The organism is Solibacillus sp. FSL K6-1554 (genome assembly GCF_038005185.1).
Lineage (GTDB): Bacteria > Bacillota > Bacilli > Bacillales_A > Planococcaceae > Solibacillus > Solibacillus silvestris.
In genome coordinates this window covers 3761978-3779717 of sequence record NZ_JBBOSS010000001.1, presented here as the reverse complement: position 1 = coordinate 3779717, position 17740 = coordinate 3761978, and the positions used below count along the sequence as shown (strand labels likewise).

Annotated in this window: 17 protein-coding genes; 12 read left to right on the top strand and 5 right to left on the bottom strand. The window is 36.1% G+C overall.

The genetic code is table 11. The annotated features are described in order from the left end of the window. Positions 1 to 50: 50 nt before the first annotated feature. The 7 genes from MHB58_RS18805 (at position 51) to MHB58_RS18775 (ending at position 6763) form a co-directional block, all read left to right on the top strand. The gene (locus tag MHB58_RS18805; protein WP_014822521.1) at positions 51 to 2462 is read left to right on the top strand and encodes a penicillin acylase family protein; all 2412 of its coding nucleotides are present in this window, start codon (positions 51 to 53) and stop codon (positions 2460 to 2462) included. Positions 2463 to 2705: 243 nt separating this feature from the next. After that, on the top strand, positions 2706 to 2987 hold the full coding sequence (locus MHB58_RS18800; RefSeq protein WP_014822522.1) for a late competence development ComFB family protein: 282 nt from the start codon (positions 2706 to 2708) through the stop codon (positions 2985 to 2987). Between the two features lie 307 nt (positions 2988 to 3294). Next, positions 3295 to 3714, top strand: a complete 420-nt coding sequence (gene mntR / locus MHB58_RS18795) for a transcriptional regulator MntR (RefSeq protein WP_008405810.1) — start codon at positions 3295 to 3297, stop codon at positions 3712 to 3714. A 26-nt stretch (positions 3715 to 3740) separates the two neighbouring features. Further along, positions 3741 to 4598 carry a CvfB family protein gene (locus MHB58_RS18790; RefSeq protein ID WP_340735817.1) on the top strand — a complete coding sequence of 286 codons (858 nt, stop codon included), beginning with the start codon at positions 3741 to 3743 and terminating at the stop codon, positions 4596 to 4598. A 119-nt stretch (positions 4599 to 4717) separates the two neighbouring features. After that, entirely contained in the window at positions 4718 to 5632 is a 915-nt protein-coding gene (locus MHB58_RS18785) for a DUF1002 domain-containing protein (protein ID WP_008405807.1), read from the top strand. A 96-nt stretch (positions 5633 to 5728) separates the two neighbouring features. Continuing rightward, a complete protein-coding gene (locus MHB58_RS18780; RefSeq protein ID WP_008405806.1) occupies positions 5729 to 6010 on the top strand; it encodes a GNAT family N-acetyltransferase in 282 nt (93 codons plus the stop codon). Positions 6011 to 6355: 345 nt separating this feature from the next. Continuing rightward, positions 6356 to 6763: a hypothetical protein gene (locus MHB58_RS18775; RefSeq protein ID WP_008405804.1), complete on the top strand. Its 408-nt coding sequence runs from the start codon at positions 6356 to 6358 to the stop codon at positions 6761 to 6763. Between the two features lie 158 nt (positions 6764 to 6921). Here the strand turns inward: MHB58_RS18775 and MHB58_RS18770 are convergent, their stop codons facing one another. Both MHB58_RS18770 and MHB58_RS18765 read right to left on the bottom strand, forming a co-directional pair. Next, a complete protein-coding gene (locus MHB58_RS18770; protein WP_340735816.1) occupies positions 6922 to 8442 on the bottom strand; it encodes a succinate CoA transferase in 1521 nt (506 codons plus the stop codon). Positions 8443 to 8775: 333 nt separating this feature from the next. Further along, on the bottom strand, positions 8776 to 9426 hold the full coding sequence (locus tag MHB58_RS18765) for a LytTR family DNA-binding domain-containing protein (RefSeq protein WP_008405802.1): 651 nt from the start codon (positions 9424 to 9426) through the stop codon (positions 8776 to 8778). A 588-nt stretch (positions 9427 to 10014) separates the two neighbouring features. Here MHB58_RS18765 and MHB58_RS18760 point away from each other — a divergent pair. From MHB58_RS18760 to MHB58_RS18750, 3 genes are all read left to right on the top strand, one after another. Beyond that, a complete protein-coding gene (locus MHB58_RS18760) occupies positions 10015 to 10809 on the top strand; it encodes a helix-turn-helix transcriptional regulator (protein ID WP_014822526.1) in 795 nt (264 codons plus the stop codon). Positions 10810 to 11098: 289 nt separating this feature from the next. Next, positions 11099 to 11353: a hypothetical protein gene (locus MHB58_RS18755; RefSeq protein ID WP_008405800.1), complete on the top strand. Its 255-nt coding sequence runs from the start codon at positions 11099 to 11101 to the stop codon at positions 11351 to 11353. Between the two features lie 25 nt (positions 11354 to 11378). Beyond that, entirely contained in the window at positions 11379 to 12260 is an 882-nt protein-coding gene (locus tag MHB58_RS18750) for a M15 family metallopeptidase (protein ID WP_339263315.1), read from the top strand. 121 nt (positions 12261 to 12381) lie between these two features. Here the strand turns inward: MHB58_RS18750 and cls are convergent, their stop codons facing one another. Then, positions 12382 to 13848, bottom strand: a complete 1467-nt coding sequence (gene cls / locus MHB58_RS18745) for a cardiolipin synthase (protein ID WP_014822528.1) — start codon at positions 13846 to 13848, stop codon at positions 12382 to 12384. 81 nt (positions 13849 to 13929) lie between these two features. Then, complete coding sequence (locus MHB58_RS18740) at positions 13930 to 14730, bottom strand: YwqG family protein (protein ID WP_008405796.1); 801 nt, start codon at positions 14728 to 14730, stop codon at positions 13930 to 13932. Between the two features lie 481 nt (positions 14731 to 15211). On the opposite strand from MHB58_RS18740, the gene MHB58_RS18735 reads away from it, so the two are divergent. After that, the gene (locus MHB58_RS18735) at positions 15212 to 15349 is read left to right on the top strand and encodes an Lmo0850 family protein (RefSeq protein WP_008405794.1); all 138 of its coding nucleotides are present in this window, start codon (positions 15212 to 15214) and stop codon (positions 15347 to 15349) included. A 94-nt stretch (positions 15350 to 15443) separates the two neighbouring features. On the opposite strand, the gene MHB58_RS18730 is transcribed toward MHB58_RS18735, so the two are convergent. Further along, entirely contained in the window at positions 15444 to 16634 is a 1191-nt protein-coding gene (locus tag MHB58_RS18730) for an FtsW/RodA/SpoVE family cell cycle protein (protein WP_340735815.1), read from the bottom strand. 285 nt (positions 16635 to 16919) lie between these two features. Between MHB58_RS18730 and MHB58_RS18725 the strand changes: the two genes are divergently transcribed. Then, a complete protein-coding gene (locus MHB58_RS18725) occupies positions 16920 to 17669 on the top strand; it encodes a hypothetical protein (RefSeq protein WP_014822530.1) in 750 nt (249 codons plus the stop codon). Positions 17670 to 17740 lie beyond the last annotated feature (71 nt).

Below are 17740 nucleotides of genomic sequence, written 5' to 3'. Positions count from 1 at the left end.
ACTTTTACAGCATATTGCTTTGTAAAAAACGAAAAAAAGAGGTGGAATTTATGGCGCAACAGGCGAAAAAGTCAAAAGGACGCAAATTTATTAACATTGTCATTTGGGCAGTTGGGATTTTAATTATTGTAGGTGGTGCAGCGGTAGCAGGATTGCACTTATACGTATCAAATTCTAAACCTGTCATTGAAGGTGAGCTTGCTGTCTCCATTTTAGATGAGGATGTAGAAGTTACGAGAGATGGTGTAGGAGTACCGCACATTGTTGCCAAGTCTGATGCGGATCTTTACCGTGCACAAGGCTATGTACAGGCGCAGGATCGTTTATTCCAAATGGATTTAGCGCGCCGCCAAGCAAGTGGTACATTAGCTGAAGTCGTAGGTGAATCTGCAGTAAATACAGATAAGTTTTTCCGGACATTTAGTTTACGTCATGCTGCGGAACAATCATGGGATGATTATGATGCCCAGTCAAAACAAATCCTGGAGTGGTATACAGAAGGTGTAAATGCTTTTATCGATGAAGTAAAAGATACAAGCAAACTTTCATATGAATTCAAATTACTTGGGTATAAACCTGAAGCATGGACACCGATTGATTCATTGACAATCGGAAAATATATGGCATATGACTTAGGCGGAAACTGGAATCAGCAAGTATTCCGTTCATGGGCAATGCAAAACTATACACAAGAACAAGCTGAAGAATTATTTGTAGAGTATCCAGAAAACGCACAATCAATTATTGAAGCGAATTTAAATCTGGAAACAGATATTGCAAGTGCTATTCCAACAGATTATTTACCATCAGAACATAACGGCAGTAATAACTGGGTTGTAAGTGGCGAGCTGACAAAGTCAGGTAAGCCATTGCTTGCAGATGATCCGCATCTAGGATTAAGCACACCGTCTGTATGGTATCAAATGCATTTGCAATCACCAGAACAAAATGTAAGTGGTGTAATTTTTGCAGGGATTCCTGGAATTATTCTTGGGCATAACGAACAAATTGCATGGGGCGTAACGAATGTGAACCCAGATGTGCAAGATATATATATTGAAACACCCAACCCGGAAAACCCGTATCAATTTGAATATGACGGCGAATGGGAAGAGGCAACTGTTCGACAAGAGCCAATCAAAGTAAAAGACGGTGAAACGGTGGACTTTGAAGTTGTGGAAACACGCCATGGTCCAATTATTTCCAACATTATGCTTAAAGATACAAAGATGAAAGAGCAGTTCTCTATGCAGTGGACAGCATTACAATCAACACAGGAACTAAAAGCAGTATTAGGTTTCAATAAAGCGACAGATTGGGAAGAGTTTGAAGTTGCGTTAGAGGACTTTAAAGCACCGGCGCAAAACTTTGTGTTTGCTTCAACTGATGGAACAATTGCATACAAAGCAAATGGTCTAGTACCAATCCGTAAACAAGGTACAGGTGCATTGCCAGTGCCAGGTAACTCTTCGGAATACGGTTGGGAAAGCTATATCCCGTTTGATGAGCTGCCAACTGTTATTAATCCGGAAGAAGGGTTTATTGCAACAGCGAATAATCAAGTTGTAGGCGAGGAATACCCTTACCATATTTCAAATCTTTGGGCACAGCCTTATCGATATGAGCGAATCGTAGAGATGATTAAAACACCAATGTATGATGAGGAAACAGGTGAATTATTAAAGCTGTCTGTTGCAGAAATGAAAGGGATGCAAATGGATAAAAAGAATTTGCATGCCCAAGAATTTTTACCAGGCTTACTTGAAACGATCAAAGCTCAAGATAAAGATGGCAAATACAAGAATGTCATAACACTTCTGGAAGAGTGGGAGTATTATGATGATAAAGACCAAGGTGCACCACTTGTATACCATTTCTTAATTGAAAATATGGAAAAGGCATTATTCCAGGATGCAATGCCTGAAGATGTTTATAAATTAATGCCAGCTAAATCGCAAATTACCGACCAGATGTTGCGTGATGCATATGCAGGTAATCCGGGTGTCTGGATTACAGAAGAAGGCGGACTGGATAAATTCGTTTACACTGCATTCGAGGATGCAGTTACAAAAATTAAAGGTAAATTTGGGACGTCGGTTTCAAAATGGAAATGGGGCAGCTATAATCAGCTCACATTCGATCATCCATTAGCAAGCGCATCCGACTTTTTAGCGGACTATGTCAACCCTGAAAAACTACCGGTTGGCGGTTCTAGTGTTACCGTACAAGCAGCTTCTGAAGATGGCAGCGGGAATGTAAATCACGGGGCATCATGGCGCTTTGTAGCTGACTTGGATAATTTAAAATCAGCATATCATATTGTTGGTCCAGGGCAGAGCGGTCATGTGAAGTCTAAATGGTATGACAACCAAACGTCAAACTGGGTATACGGCCGCTATCATAAAACAAAAATCAATGGCGATATCGACCATGGTTACGAGTTAATTTTAAAAGCTGAATAGAAGTTTGAATGATCCTCCCTTTTTCAAAAGGGAGGATTTTTAAATGTTGCTTTAAATTTTATATGCTAATAAAAGGAGAAAAGTAGTGCAGTATTGATATTGGAATGAGTTAAAATATAGAGTTGAAAATATAAAATTAAAGTAAAATAGTCACATATGCTAATAAAAATGTTTGAGTTATATTACTTCGCGTTATATGATTAAAGAAGACAATCTAGTTATATAAATGAGGCGAAAGATACAATGTCAGGTATTAAATTAATAAATGTTACAGAGGAAATTGTAAAAGGGCTTGTTAGTTTTCTGCTGCATGGCGTTGAATATCAAACATTTTGCCATTGTGAACAATGTGAGATGGATGTGAATGCAATTGTTTTAAATGTATTGCCTGCTCGTTATGTTACGTCAGATGAGACGAGAGATGCTGTATTTAAACAAATGAGCACCCCGGAATATCTTGAGGAAATTAACAAACAAATTATTCGTGCACTTCACATCGTAAAACAATATCCTAAGCATCTATAAGTAATGATATCAATGCGTTTTTATGTATATAAGCAGTTATGATCAAGTTTTGTAAAAGATAAAATGAAGAGGTTATTCAATTAGGGGCATACTAATTGCAATAGCCTTTTTCTTTTAACCCATTTTTGCGTAGTTTAAAATTGTCACGATTTTCGGCAACAGATGACTAATCCGCTTCCTATGTAACCGGAACCAAATTGTTATGCAGCCAAGCGGATGTATATTTCGGTGTTTACTGTTTTCAGTTAACTTTTTGCGTGAAATTGTAGTAAACTGAAAGGAGCAATTGGAAAGAGAGGGAACAGCTATGCCAACACCTAGCATGGAGGACCACATTGAACAAATTTATCTACTAATTGAACATAAAGGGTATGCGCGTGTGTCCGATATTGCGGAAGCTTTATCTGTTCTACCTTCCTCCGTTACAAAAATGGTGCAGAAATTAGATAAAGACGGCTATTTGATATATGAAAAATATAGAGGCTTAACATTAACGCCAAAAGGGCAAAAGTTAGGAAAGAGACTTGTTCAGCGACATGATTTGCTGGAACAATTTTTGCGTTTAATAGGGGTCGATGAAGAACGTATATATGAAGACGTTGAAGGTATTGAACATCACTTGAGCTGGAATTCCATTGATCGCATTGCTGATCTTGTGCAGCTTTTAGAAGAAGAGCCTCAAATTACAAAGAAGCTGGAAGAAATGAAATCAAATCATAGTATGTAATGATTGACAAGAAAAAGGAGAATATGATGAATCAGTTAATAAAATCAGGACAAGTAGTGGAATTAACGGTATTGGAAGAACAAGGGTCACGCTATATTTTAACAAATGGTGATTTGGAAATTCCTTTAAATGCATCAGATGTAGCAGAAACAATTGCGATTGGCGATGTTTTAAAAGTATTCCTTTATACAGATCGCCGAGGAGACCTTCAGGCAACGACGGCAATTCCTCATATTACAGAAGCGGATTACGGTTGGGCACGTGTGTTAAAAGTGACAAAAGAAGGTGCTTTTTGTGATATTGGTACGTCACGTGAAGTATTAGTGCGTGCCGAAGATTTACCGGCTATTGAAGAAGTATGGCCAGAGTCAGGAGATCATTTGTATATTACATTACGTACAGATCGCAACGGTGATTTATTCGGTCGTCTAATTACTGAAGAAAAAGTTAATGACATGTATGAAGGCGCAGCGGAAGACATGTTCAACAAAAATATTACTGCTCGACCATACCGTCTATTACCGGTAGGTTCATTTTTATTAGGCGTTGATAACCCTCATCGTATTTTCGTACACGAATCTGAAATGAAGGCTGAGCCTCGTTTAGGACAAGAAGTGCAGGTGCGCATTATTGATGTGAAGGAAGATGGCTCGTTAAACGGATCATTTTTACCTCGAAAGCATGAGCGTTTAGGGGAAGATGCGGAAAAAATCTTTGCATATTTGGAAAGTGTCGGCGGAAGAATGCCGTTTGGTGATAAGTCAACACCAGAGGAAATTTCTGAAATGTTCAAGATGAGTAAAGGTTCGTTTAAGCGTGCACTAGGTACTTTAATGAAAGCGCGCAAAATTACGCAAAAAGACGGCTGGACAGAAATCGTTTAGATACAACTATAAGTAAAAGGGGAAATGTACATGAAACCTTTTACTTTTTTTATTCGTATTAATTAAAGAATGTATAGTAAAATTGGACAACATATACATTCGTAAAGGGGGATTTATAAATGAAACAAAAATGGATGGCTGTTATTGCTGCATTTGTGCTACTGATTTCTTTTGTTTTACCAATGTCTGCTTCTGCGGCTGCTACAGAACAAAAGAATCCAATCAACGAAAAGCTCGGCGTACCAATCGTTGTTTATGGAGGTAATTTATCTGCTGATGAAAAAGAAACAGTGAAAATAGCATTGCGTGTAGATAAAGAGACAGAAATAGATGAAATTACGATTACAGGACAGGATTTAGCAAAATATATAAAAGATAGTAACCCTAGTTCACGCATGTTTTCATCAGCTAAAATTACACGCCAAGATGCAGGTAAGGGACTTACAATTAGTATCGTAACACCAGATAATATTACACAGGTAACATCGGAAATGTATGCAAGTGCCATGTTAACGGCAGGTATTGAAGATGCGATTGTAGAAATTGCAGCACCGAAACCAGTAACAGGTCACTCTGCATTAGTCGGTATATATAAAGCATATGAAGTAAAAACAGGTGAGACATTAGATATTGAACGTACAGATGTCGCAAATGACGAATTATCCGTTGCTACATCACTTGCCGAATCGGCAGGTGTTTCAGATGAACAAGTAGCGGAACTATTAACGGAAATTAAAAAAGCAATTGCAGAAAATAAACCGGCAACAAAAGAAGAGGTTCAGCAAATTGTTGAAGAACAGCTGAATAAACTGCAAATCAATTTGAGTGAAGCAGACCGTCAGCTTTTAGTTGATTTAATGGACCGAATTAGTAATCTGAATATTGACTTCAGTAAATTATCTTCACAGTTATCGGATTTAACGGCAAAGTTCGATGAGAAGTTCGGTGCAATACTGGAGGATGAAGGATTTTGGCAAAGCGTCAAAAATTTCTTCAATAATTTAATCGATACAATTTCGTCCTGGTTCAAATAAAATAGTTTTTAATGAAGGCACTCCTTAACGGGTGCTTTTATTTTTGATGAAAATTCAAATTATGGTATATTGTGAAGTACAAAAGGAGGGAGAAATATGGAATTTATTTATAAAGACAAAGGGAACAACTATGGTGCTCTGGAATATGAGTTGAATGGTCAGCGTGTTGCTGAGATTACTTGGGTTTTACGTGATGGTGTCATGAATATGGACCATACGTATGTATCGGATGTACTGCGCGGTCAAGGGGTAGCCAAAAAGCTTTTAGATGCAGCTGCGGACTACGCACGAGAAAACAATTACAAGATGAATGCCATTTGCTCATATGTCGTTTCTTCATTCCAAAAAAGCGACGCGTATGACGATGTAAAAGTATAGCAATATAAAAAAACACGATTTTCATTTCTTTTGAAAATCGTGTTTTATTATGTAATTATAACTTTCTTTAGATTTACGATCATGGTTGTTTAAAACCCTACAAATAATGAAATCATAGCAGTGATAACTCCTGAGACACCGAGAAGTGCAAAAATTTCCGTACCTTTATATGTAATTTCTTTGTTTTGAAACATATTGAACACTCCTTTTATTTTATTTATATATATTTATCCAATTCAGGTATTTTTTAATCCTATAACAGCAAATGTTTTAAAAGAATTTCGAAGGGTATATTAATTTATATGAAAAGTGAAATTAAATTTTGAATTGGGAGGTAATATTATTATGGCTAAATTAAAAGGTAAGGGCGTTGTAGTTGCTGGATTATTAGCAGGTGCTGCTTCATTTTTAAGTAAAAAGGAAAACCGTGATAAAGCAATGGATTATTTAAACAAAGCAAAAGGGAAAGTGAATGAAAGCGGTGGAGTGCAAGGCCTAATGCAGAAAGTTCAAGACAAATCGGCTGGTTATAGTAATGAAAACGCGCATCCGTCATCAACAGGAGATTTAGATACAAATATGGCTAAATCGGCTTCTGTCGGAAAAGAGGATTACAAAGAGGAATCACTGGAAGATGTTGCAGTGACAGCTGGAGAGATTGCAGACCATACGCTAGAAGGTAACCAAATGGTCGAAGAAGGCGCTCAAACAACAACAAATTATTACAATCATGAACAGGACAAACGAGCATAAGCGCATAGCTGAACTATATAAAAACAAGGTGGGCGGGAAAGTAGCCTCCTTTTTTTTATGATGTGGGGGTTTAATAATGTTTGAACCAAAACGATAAAAAGGGTTTGTCCGGAAACGTTTTAAATCGTTTCAGACAAACCCTTTAACATGTATAAAGATTAAGCGTTAGCTGTTTCTTTTTTCATTGTTTTGTTTTTAGCAAGATTTACGTGCCAAGATAGAGCTTCCTCTAAGATATGAGGAGTATGCGCGCCGCCAGTTGCTTCGTAAGCGCGGTTATAGTAATCCCATAACTGCTCTTTGAAATCTGGGTGTGCACAGTTTTCGATGATTAATTTTACGCGCTCTTTTGGAGCAAGTCCGCGTAAATCTGCGATCCCTTGTTCAGTTACGATTACGTCTACATCGTGCTCAGTGTGATCTACGTGAGAAACCATTGGTACGATTGAAGAAATCGCGCCGCCTTTTGCGTATGATTTCGTTACGAAGATACCAAGACGAGCGTTACGTGCGAAGTCACCAGAACCGCCGATACCATTCATCATTTTAGTTCCTGAAACGTGTGTAGAGTTTACGTTACCATAAATATCTAACTCAAGAGCAGTGTTGATTGAGATTAAGCCCAAACGACGGATAAGCTCTGGGTGGTTAGAGATTTCTTGTGGACGTAAGCAAATTTTGTCAGCATACTTTTCTAAGTTGCCGTAAACTTTTTTCTGTAATTCTTCAGTAAGTGTAATAGAAGTTGCAGCAGCAAAGCGTACTTTACCAGCATCAATTAAGTTGAATACTGCATCTTGTAGTACTTCAGAAGCAACTACCAAGTTTTCGAATTCAGAATCAGCAAAACCGTCTAAAACTGCGTTTGCTACAGAACCTACACCAGATTGTAATGGCATTAATTCATTTGTTAAACGACCCGCTTTGATTTCTGAACGGAAGAAGTCTAATAAAATGTTCGCCATATTTTGTGTTTCTTCATCTGGAGGAACGATTAATGAAGGAGCGTCTGGCTCTTCAGAAATAACGATGGCTTTAATTTTAGCTGGATCTACTTTAATACCGATTTCACCAATACGTTGCTCAGCATTTGTCATTGGAATCGCGTCACGCTTACCTTGTTCACCTGGAACATAGATATCATGAATACCGATCAATGCTTCCGGATGAGAGATATTTAATTCGATAATAATATTCTCTGCATATTCAGCGAAGATTGGTGAGTTACCTACAGAGTTAGATGGGATAATTAAACCGTCTTCTGTAATTGCAACTGCTTCTAAAATTAAGTGTTTAATAGGACCGATAATTCCTTGACGTACTAACTCAGCATTATGAGAAAGGTGTGCGTCTACATAAGAAATTTCGCCTTTGTTAACTAAACCGCGCATTACCGAATCCCCTTGAAAAGGACCACGTTTGTTAATAACACCAGCAGCAGCTAAGTAGTTATCAACTTCAGGACCTAATGAAGCCCCTGTATATACATCAATTTTAAATTTTTCATTTTTAGCACGCTCTACTAATGCCATTGGTACAACTTTAGCATCACCTGCGCGAGTAAATCCTGACATCCCTACTACTGTGCCATCTTGGATTAAAGCAGCAGCTTCTTCAGCAGATACAACTTTATCTACTAATTGTTTTAAACCTAAACGTTTCTCAACTCGTGGATCCATTAAAAAATCCTCCCCTAATAAGTTATTTAATCGTTTGATAAACAGAAAACTTTTATAATTTTCTGTGTTTTTCACCAGGTAGTAAACCGGCATTTATGCTAATATTATCATCAAATTGTCACATTTACTTCACGCGCAACATAAAAGCGCTTAAAAGGTGTTTATTAGAGAAATTTATCGTAAAAGAGAGATAAAAATGAATTGAATGTAAAGCTGGCTGGTTGATTAATTAGCAAATTTGCACAATTAAAATTAACGGAATAGGTAAAAAGGCCAAGGGAGAGGGAGAAAGAATAAAAGCGACCCGTTTGTACGAGTCGCTTTTAAACAATTTTAGAATCCTAAAGAACGGCGGAAGTAGCTTGCATAGCGTTGGCTTACAGGAATACGTGTACCGTCTTTCATGATTAGCAGGAAAGTTGAGTGTGAATCTGGTTGGATTTCATCAATATAATCAATATTAACAATATAAGAACGGTGGCAACGGATGAACGAATCAGGAGCTAAAAATAATTCCAAATCACTTAAGTTTAAGCGGTGGTATCCTTCACGGTGCATCGTTTTTACAAATGTTTTACGCAATTGAGTCTCAAGATAAATTACTTGATTATGTTTAATTGGGTACCAGCAGTCATCAATTTTTACTGTAATATAATTAGTTAAAAATGGAGAAGGTTTTTGAGGGAAGATTGCTGTAATAGCACCTTTTGTTTCACCTTCTTCGATGAGAGGAATACTCATTCCATAATAAGGAACTCCGAATACGTCAGATTCAATGTAAGAATTGATTTTTTGGCCATACGTTAATGCTTTGTATGCAGCTGAACCTTCTTTAATCGGGTCGCCTGGTTTGATTTTTAAGTCTACTTTCTTACTTGGCTGGTAATATAAATACTCATTTGTATCTGAAATAGCAATTGATGTATTTTCAGGGAAAAACTCTTTAATGACTTCCATAATTTCTTCTATTTGTCTTGGATCCACTTTATAACACCTCTTTATAAGCATTTTATACAATTATGAACTATTTTACTACATATTTAAAGAAATTGGGTTGGGAAGATTTTTTAAAATGAAAAATATTTTTTGAACATCTAAAAATGGATTTTTGTCAAAAAGTTTCAGTGAAAAAATAGCGTGAAAATTACTATGCTAAAAGAGTATGATTAAGCGAAATATGCAATTTTTAATTTCCTTTATTTCTATAATTGGAAGTAACCTAATAATTTTGTCCTAGGGTAATTGTTAAAATTAGGTTGAAAGGAAAACTTATAATATGGTAATATTCACTATAGTTACTAATAAAATGTACTATTATGCGGGAAATAAAGCATACTATAGATAGTATAAATATTAAATTGTATAAATAATTACTTTGCTTAATAAAAGAAATTCTACTATGGGATTTTCTTATGATTAATATAATGATATGACTTATTATGAAATGCAGACCTGGCTGATGTAGGAACATAACCATTCTGCAGAATTATGACAATTTCTTGTACATTTCGTATTGGGCTTGTCTTTCTAATAAGTAATAGAAGGTCATTCTGAAGAAAGATGGGGTAACTTATGCAACTACATCAATATTCAATCTCGGAAACAATTTCAAAGCGGTATTTTCAAGAGATTGACAATATCAATCAATATGCTGGTATCGAAGATTTTTTTGTTCTGGAATCTCGATTGATTTTTGAAGTTTATCATTTAGAAGTAGCCAAAGCAAAGAAGACATTACACGAAATTATTGACATATTATCCGTACGCTTCGGAAAACAAGTCATTAAAGTAGTGCGCTCATACTTTGTTACGTTATCATCAATTGTTGCGCGTAAGCTTTTAGATAATCAAGTCCCTTCTAAAAAAGCATTTGCCTTCAATTTAGCTTGTGCAGATATGATTGAAAACAAGATGAAGGATGCCGAGTTTCTGCAGTTTGCAGATGACTTAATCGATTTTTATGTGTACTTTATTGCGGATCGAAAACAGCCTACGTTCCGTCACCAAACAGTAAACAAAGTAATTATGTACATAAATGATGAGCTGGAAAATGATTTAACAGTTGAAAGTATTGCAGCAAACTTCCATATTAGTACGAGTCATTTATCGCGTATTTTCCGTGAACATGTAGGAATTACTTTAGTGGAATACTTAAATGTCCGCCGTGTAGAGGAATCCCAATATTATTTACGTCATACGAATAAAAGCATTACATCAATTTCAGATCAATTTCATTTCTGCAATCAGAGTTATTTCACTAGAATTTTTAAGAAGTACACAGGTGTAACACCTAAGCATTTCCGTGATGAACTGCATCATGAATTTTTCAGATTTGAAATTCCGGAAGTAGCGTACGAAAGTGTTTAATATTCAAAGTTGAATGGTGTATATATAATGGTCCCTTAAACTTTGGGCAGATAAGTTAGGTTAATTTCCTTATTCTTTGTTTAGCTGAAAGTTTCAGAAAAAAAAGAATACTATATGAAAACTCTGCATGGTATATATTATTACATGTAGAGTTTTTTATTTGTAAACAAATTTGTACCTTTGAAGATTTTCAAAATTGCATTATCAATTAAGCTAGTTTTATACTAAACAAAGGTTGAAAATTAGATTGCTGAAGTAGAAAACGTAATCATCATGTAAGGAGAGAATAATGAAAAAATATGAAAGAGCAATATCACTCGTATTAGTGGCAGGAGCTAGTTTAACGGCACTATTTTTTATTGTGAAACAAAATATGGAAGCAGCTATTTTAGCAATGACAATCATGTTTACGTTTACGAATTTTTTCCGTTCACGTACCTTTAAAGAAAAGGGGCATGAAAAAGAAGCAAAATGGATGCAGAAGATGTCGATGATCTTTGCGGTTTTATCGATTATTGTTTTATTTGTTATTGTCACAGGATAAAAATAGAAAAAGAAGGCGAAATGGAATGAACAGAAAAGCAAACAGAAAAAGTCCGATCGCAATGATTGTATCCATTTCAATTATTATTTTAATCGCGATTTTAGGATCTATTTATTATAAATTTGAAATAGCGCAAACAGAAGAAAAATCTGTTAAACCAAACGAAGTTGAAAATGTAGAGACACAAAATAAAACAAATGAAACCGAAGAACCATTGAAGCAACAAGAAGGAAATGGTGCTGATCTGCCTTCTTCAGATAAAAACGGCGAGAAGCCTCCGACAAATTCCGGTGAGCAGCCAAATCAGCAACCTGCTAAAGAAGCTCCTGTTACGGAAGAAGTGGAGCTTGAAAATGGATATATTGTTGGCCAAAAGCCTGCGACAGAACCTACATTTGTGAAGGGGGTTTTAATCGCGAACAAGAAAAATCCACTACCTGCTACCTACAATAAAGGAGAAGATCCTAAAGCACGAGCAGCTTTTGAAAAGATGGCAAAGGCTGCAATGGAAGATGGACTAGAGCTTGTTGCATTTAGTGGTTTCCGTTCTTACGATTATCAAAAAACGCTATATGATCGTTATGTAAAGAGAGACGGAAAGGAGGCAGCTGATCGCTATAGTGCAAGACCTGGGTATTCCGAGCATCAGACTGGCCTCGCTTTTGATATTGGGGAAAAAGGCCGTGAAGAGCTGTGGCTGACAAATGAATTCGGCCAAACTGAAGCGGGACAATGGTTAGCACAAAATGCTCATAAATACGGCTTCATTTTACGTTATCCAAAAGGAAAAGAAGATATTACAGGTTTCATGCATGAATCATGGCATTTCCGCTATTTAGAAGGCGAACTAGCCGCAAAAGTTTATGAAGCAGGCGTAACGCTGGAAGAATATTTAGGAATACAATGATACTTGAAGCTGGAATATAAACGAAAAAACCAATTTTCTCGCAAGGAGGAAATTGGTTTTTTACTGTGTGTAAAAGGAATATCAGTTCACCTGATCTACCTTTCCGCTTATTTCCATTCCCTTATAATATCGGTGATAATAAACGGGAAATGGATTCTTTGAATTTAATAAAATTGGAACGGTTTTTATACAGTTCAAATGTGAGCTCGGAGCAGTCTAATATATCACTTTCAAATATTTCAGCAAGGCGGTGAGCCAATAATCTGTCATAAAGAAGAGCGTTCACTTCAAAGTTTAAACTAAAGCTCCGCACATCAATGTTTGCAGTGCCAACTGAAGCAATCTCATCATCTACAACAATCATCTTTGCATGAATAAAGCCTTTCTCATAATGATACACCTTGGCTCCCGCCTCAACGAGTGGCCCTACATATGAATAAGTCGCCCAATAGACAAACAAATGGTCAGGTTTATTTGGAATCATAATCCGTACATCGATTCCGGATAAGGCAGCGATTCGAATAGCGTCAAAAAACGATTCATCTGGAATGAAATACGGGGACTGTATGTACACGTATTTTTTTGCATTCGTAATTAAATGCAAGTAGTTGTTTTTAATTACTTCCCATTCTGTATCCGGTCCACTAGAAATAATTTGGAGAGCGGCCGTTCCTTTTTGAGGGATAATCGGAAAGTAACGCTCCGCATAACAAATATCATTTTTGGCGCTTGCCTGATTCCAGTCCAAAATGAAGCGAGTCTGTAATGGATGGACAGCACTCCCTTCAATACGCAGATGGGTATCCCGCCAGTAGCCGAAACGATCCGATAAACTTAAATATTCGTCCCCAACATTAAATCCCCCGATATAGCCGATACGCCCGTCTATTATGGAAATTTTTCTATGATTTCTAAAGTTTAACCGTGGATTGATGAGAGGTAAGATCGAAGGGAAGAACACTTCTACTTCACCGCCAGCTTCGATCAGCTCTTTAAAATGCCGCTTCCGAACTCCGCGTGAGCCCATTTCATCAAATAGTACTCTTACTTTTACACCTTGTTTAGCCTTTTTGATTAAAGCATTTACAATGCGTTGGCCCAAATTATCCAGTTTGAAAATATAGTATTGAATATGAATATGGTTTTTCGCATGTGAAATATCATTGATAAGTGCTTCGAACTTGTCACTGCCGTCAACGAAAATTTTTACATCGTTATCTTGTGTCAGGACAGCGTTGTTTGTTTTTAAATTCATATAAATGAGATGATTATAACTTTTAATATGTTCTACACGTAGCTCCAGTTCATTATTCTCGATTGCTTCAATTTGATAACTGATCAGTTGTTCAATTCCGATATCTTTTCTTCCATCCCAACGGAATAAGTGTTTTTTTCTCAATTGTCTACCTAATAATAAATAGAGGAAAAATCCGACAAACGGTAAGAAAAAAAGAACGAGCAACCATGCCCAAGTCGATGAAGGCTTTTTGCGCTCTAAAAAAATGACAGTCAGGGCAAAAAGAATATTTATAAACATAATAAGTGGTACTAAAATGGAACTTTGTGTAATTGCGCTCAAAAGATTCACCTACTTTCCTTCTTTCTTACCATTATAGCCTATGGAAGCAAAACAAAAAAAGAAACACTTCAAGCGAGTGCTTCTTAACGTTTAGTATTCCTCAACATGGAAGTAAATATCCGAGAAATCGCATTGCGCTAATTTTTCGGAGTTGATGAAGAAGCTGATAATACCGCTATCTCCCCACATAATATTTTGTTCATCGTTTGAAACGATTTGCAGTAATAATGTGTCATAGTGCTGTAAATAGGGCGATGTTTTTCTGAAATCCTGATGGATAAAATATGGATAGCCCCCAATTTTATGTTCTGCTGCTAAATAACTTTCCAAATATACATCCTGAAATGAACGGTCATCCAGTGTAATAGGTGCATCCATAATTTCAGGTTTGAAATAATTATTTAATCTGTAATCCATTGCCGATACCGGTTCAAATTGTGATTTAGGAATAAGCTTCATTTCCTGCTGAATTGGGAAACTGCTGAAGTTTACATCTTCTAAATAGGTGAAATCATGAATAAATTCATTATAGTGACCTTGATAAGGTATATATTGTACTTTAAAATAACGGCATTCCGAATGAAACTTTTCCTTTTCATAACATTGTTGGGGAATATAAAATTGTAATATACCGTCTTGTGGAAATGGGTGATCCAGCTGGATTTCCGCAAAATTAAGCTGTGCCAAAAATAGCATATAGCGATTTTGATTGTCTTTTGGATGTTCCATTTTGTTTGTTAGAAACGGAAGCCCGGCAAATTTGCTTTCATGCAAAAATGAAGGTTGTTTCACCGGGTTCAAAATGGCAGCTTGTTCAGCTGAGTGACTTAAACTCGTATGATAATGGGTCAATTCTTTTGGAATATAAATGTTTTTTTCTATATGTGACATTTGAAGTTCCTCCTACTGAAGTAACATCTATGTGAAATGACTAACTTAAAAGGTCGTATGAACGAAAATTTGTTTATTCCTAATCGGTTTTACTTCACAAAAATGGTTATGATATTTTACAATATTTCCATTTATAATTTTTGTTAAACATGGTTGGGGATACAATACAATCCCTTTTAACTACACGTGGAAAATGAAATTATTAAATAACATGTATTCGAGAAGTTTATGTAATTTATTTCAAAAGTAATTATAAAACTTACTTAGGAATAATTTTCTTAAATAAATTTAAATAAGTTTATTATTGCTTAAAAAAGGTTAAGATTAATTATGTTTTAGATTTGTCACAAAACAGGAAAGAAAAATAAGATTTTACGTGGTAATATATGAAGTATTAGAAGGTCTGACCTTATTAAATTGAAACTTTTAACATGAAAAATCGTTATATATATTAACAAAGGAAAGTTTGAGGTGTAATCAAATGGCGAAAGAGATTGATTTAAAGCGTATTGTTACAAACTTATCAAAATTAGGTGTTACGGCGACAGTTACGAAATCTCGTCTTGAGCTTTTAAAAGTTTTAACACCACCAACACAAACTCCACAAGCGCAAAATTAATGAGAGTAAGGTGTGTTGAAACCTTGCTCGTCATCCGTTATTTTCATATGAAGCAATAAGAAAAGGACCCGTGGTATGCACGGGTCCTTTTGTTTTATTCATTGTCGGGATCATTTGTTGTAAACATATATGTTCGGTAATGAAACTTCATACTATATACAAGACCGATCGCTAAGGCATTCCCCATCATCGAACTACCTCCATAGCTAATGAAAGGTAACGGAATACCGGTAATTGGCAGTAATTGTATCGTCATGCCGATGTTTTCGAATACATGGAATGTAATCATGGCGATAATCCCTGCACATACATAAGTACAGAATGGATCTTTTAATAATAATGTCATTTTCGTTAAGTGATAAATTAACAGGAAATAGAGACAAATAACAGCGCTTGCACCGATAAAGCCCCATTCTTCGCCAATTACAGCAAAGATAAAGTCTGTATGATTTTCGGCAACATAAACTTCACGCGCCATGAATCCTTTACCGAAAACCTCACCGGAGCCAATTGCATTTAGTGAAGTTATTAAATGATAGCCGTCTGATGTCGCATATTCGTATGGATTGATCCATGAATAAATACGGGCGAATTGGTATGGCTGGAATCCAAATGTCTTTTCCAGGAAGTCCTGCATATACAGTGCCATCCATAATAACGACCCGCCTATAACTGCTGCTCCGCCAAACAACGGTAAAACAATTTTCCAAGTGACACCTGCCACGATCACAAGTGCTGCAGTAATAGCAAAAAATACTAGAGCAGAGCCTAAATCTGGCTGCATCATAATGAAGCCAAGCGGTACTGCCAACGTTAACCCAATTTTGCCGAGCAGCAATAAATCGGTTTTAATCGTTTTAATCTGGTAAGTTTCATTGTGCTTACTAATTAAAAAGGCAGAAGCTAAAATGAAAAACGTCTTCATAAATTCGGCGGGTTGAATATTACCAATCGGTGTTTGGAACCAGCTTTTTGCACCGTTTCGTTCAACTGTTATGCCGGTAGATGTTGGAATAACAACAATTGCGATTAGCAGTAAGATACCAAAACCGTAAAGTGGCCACGCCAGCTTTTTATATTGGTCTGGGTCAAAGTACATGACAAATGCTACGATAAAGGCAAAAATTGCATAGTTCAGGATTTGTTTAGGCACATAGTTCTCGCCATATTGGCCAGAAGTCTGCGCAGAGGCAATGGCAAGTAGACTCACACCTAAAAATAAGATTAAAATAATTGTGAGCGGCCAGTCGAACCGTTTATTGAAATTATAATTGTTTGTATCCATTCATTTCACCTTAAATTATTAAATTTAGCCCACTAAAGGGCCAGAAGATACCAACAAATTGAAGGTTCTTATGTTGTCCCAACTTTTCGTAGCGATTCCGTATAGGAAATATTTAACACGAATAGCTAGAATGTTTTAAGCTTTATTTACTTTATCATATTCTTATAAAAATTACTTTAGTAAGACTAATTTAAAAGTTGGACGAAACAGGTGAGAAAATGTTTCAAATTTGAATGAGAAGTCATATAATAATCATATTATTCATATTAAAGGGGCGTGCAAATCGTGGCGAAGAAACTGAAATCTGCTGAAGATTTTATGCATCATTTATATATTCATATGAACGATGTCGAACATTTTGTTATTTATAGTGGTCTTACACTGAAGGAATTTATGGTTTCGGTCGAGCCCGTAAAAAATGTTCTGTTATTAAAGCACGCGTACGACAACGGCTCTTTTAATATGCATACACAATTTGATTTTGTAACAAATGATGATATGCGCGATTTTCTAAAAAAGGAAAGCGACTTAAAGAAAGATTTGTGCTGGGTAGATTTTACGACAGAGAAAAACATTAATACATTAACTCCCCTTGAACAAGCAGAGCTTCTGTATTTAAGTCATAAGCGTGAACCGCTTGCATCGCCCTTTTTCAGCAAATTGCAAAATCGCTATGCTTATTACTCTTCTGTAACTGACAAAATGACTAAAGTATATTATCGTTTTATAGGCGATTCTGAAATACTTGTTTCGAATCTATTTAATCGAATGATAAGAGATAAAGAAGGTGTTGGAAGCTTTTGGAGAAGAAAGAGTAAAAACAACTCACCGACAATCGATCCTTCTACATTAAGACAATATCGGCCTTTTGTTAAGGAAGGCGCATTGCTGTCATTATATAAACTAGATAAACCAAATTCCCATTATGGAATCGAAATTAGACTGCTGAGTGATTATGATTATCCGGATGAAGTTTGGGACGATTTAGATGAAATATTAAAACAAGGCTATGATGAATTAATACAAATTAGTTGACACTCACAGCGAACAGGGCAGTGGGTGTTTTTTATCCGATTTCAGCGTTTTGTGTATTCGTGATAAAATAA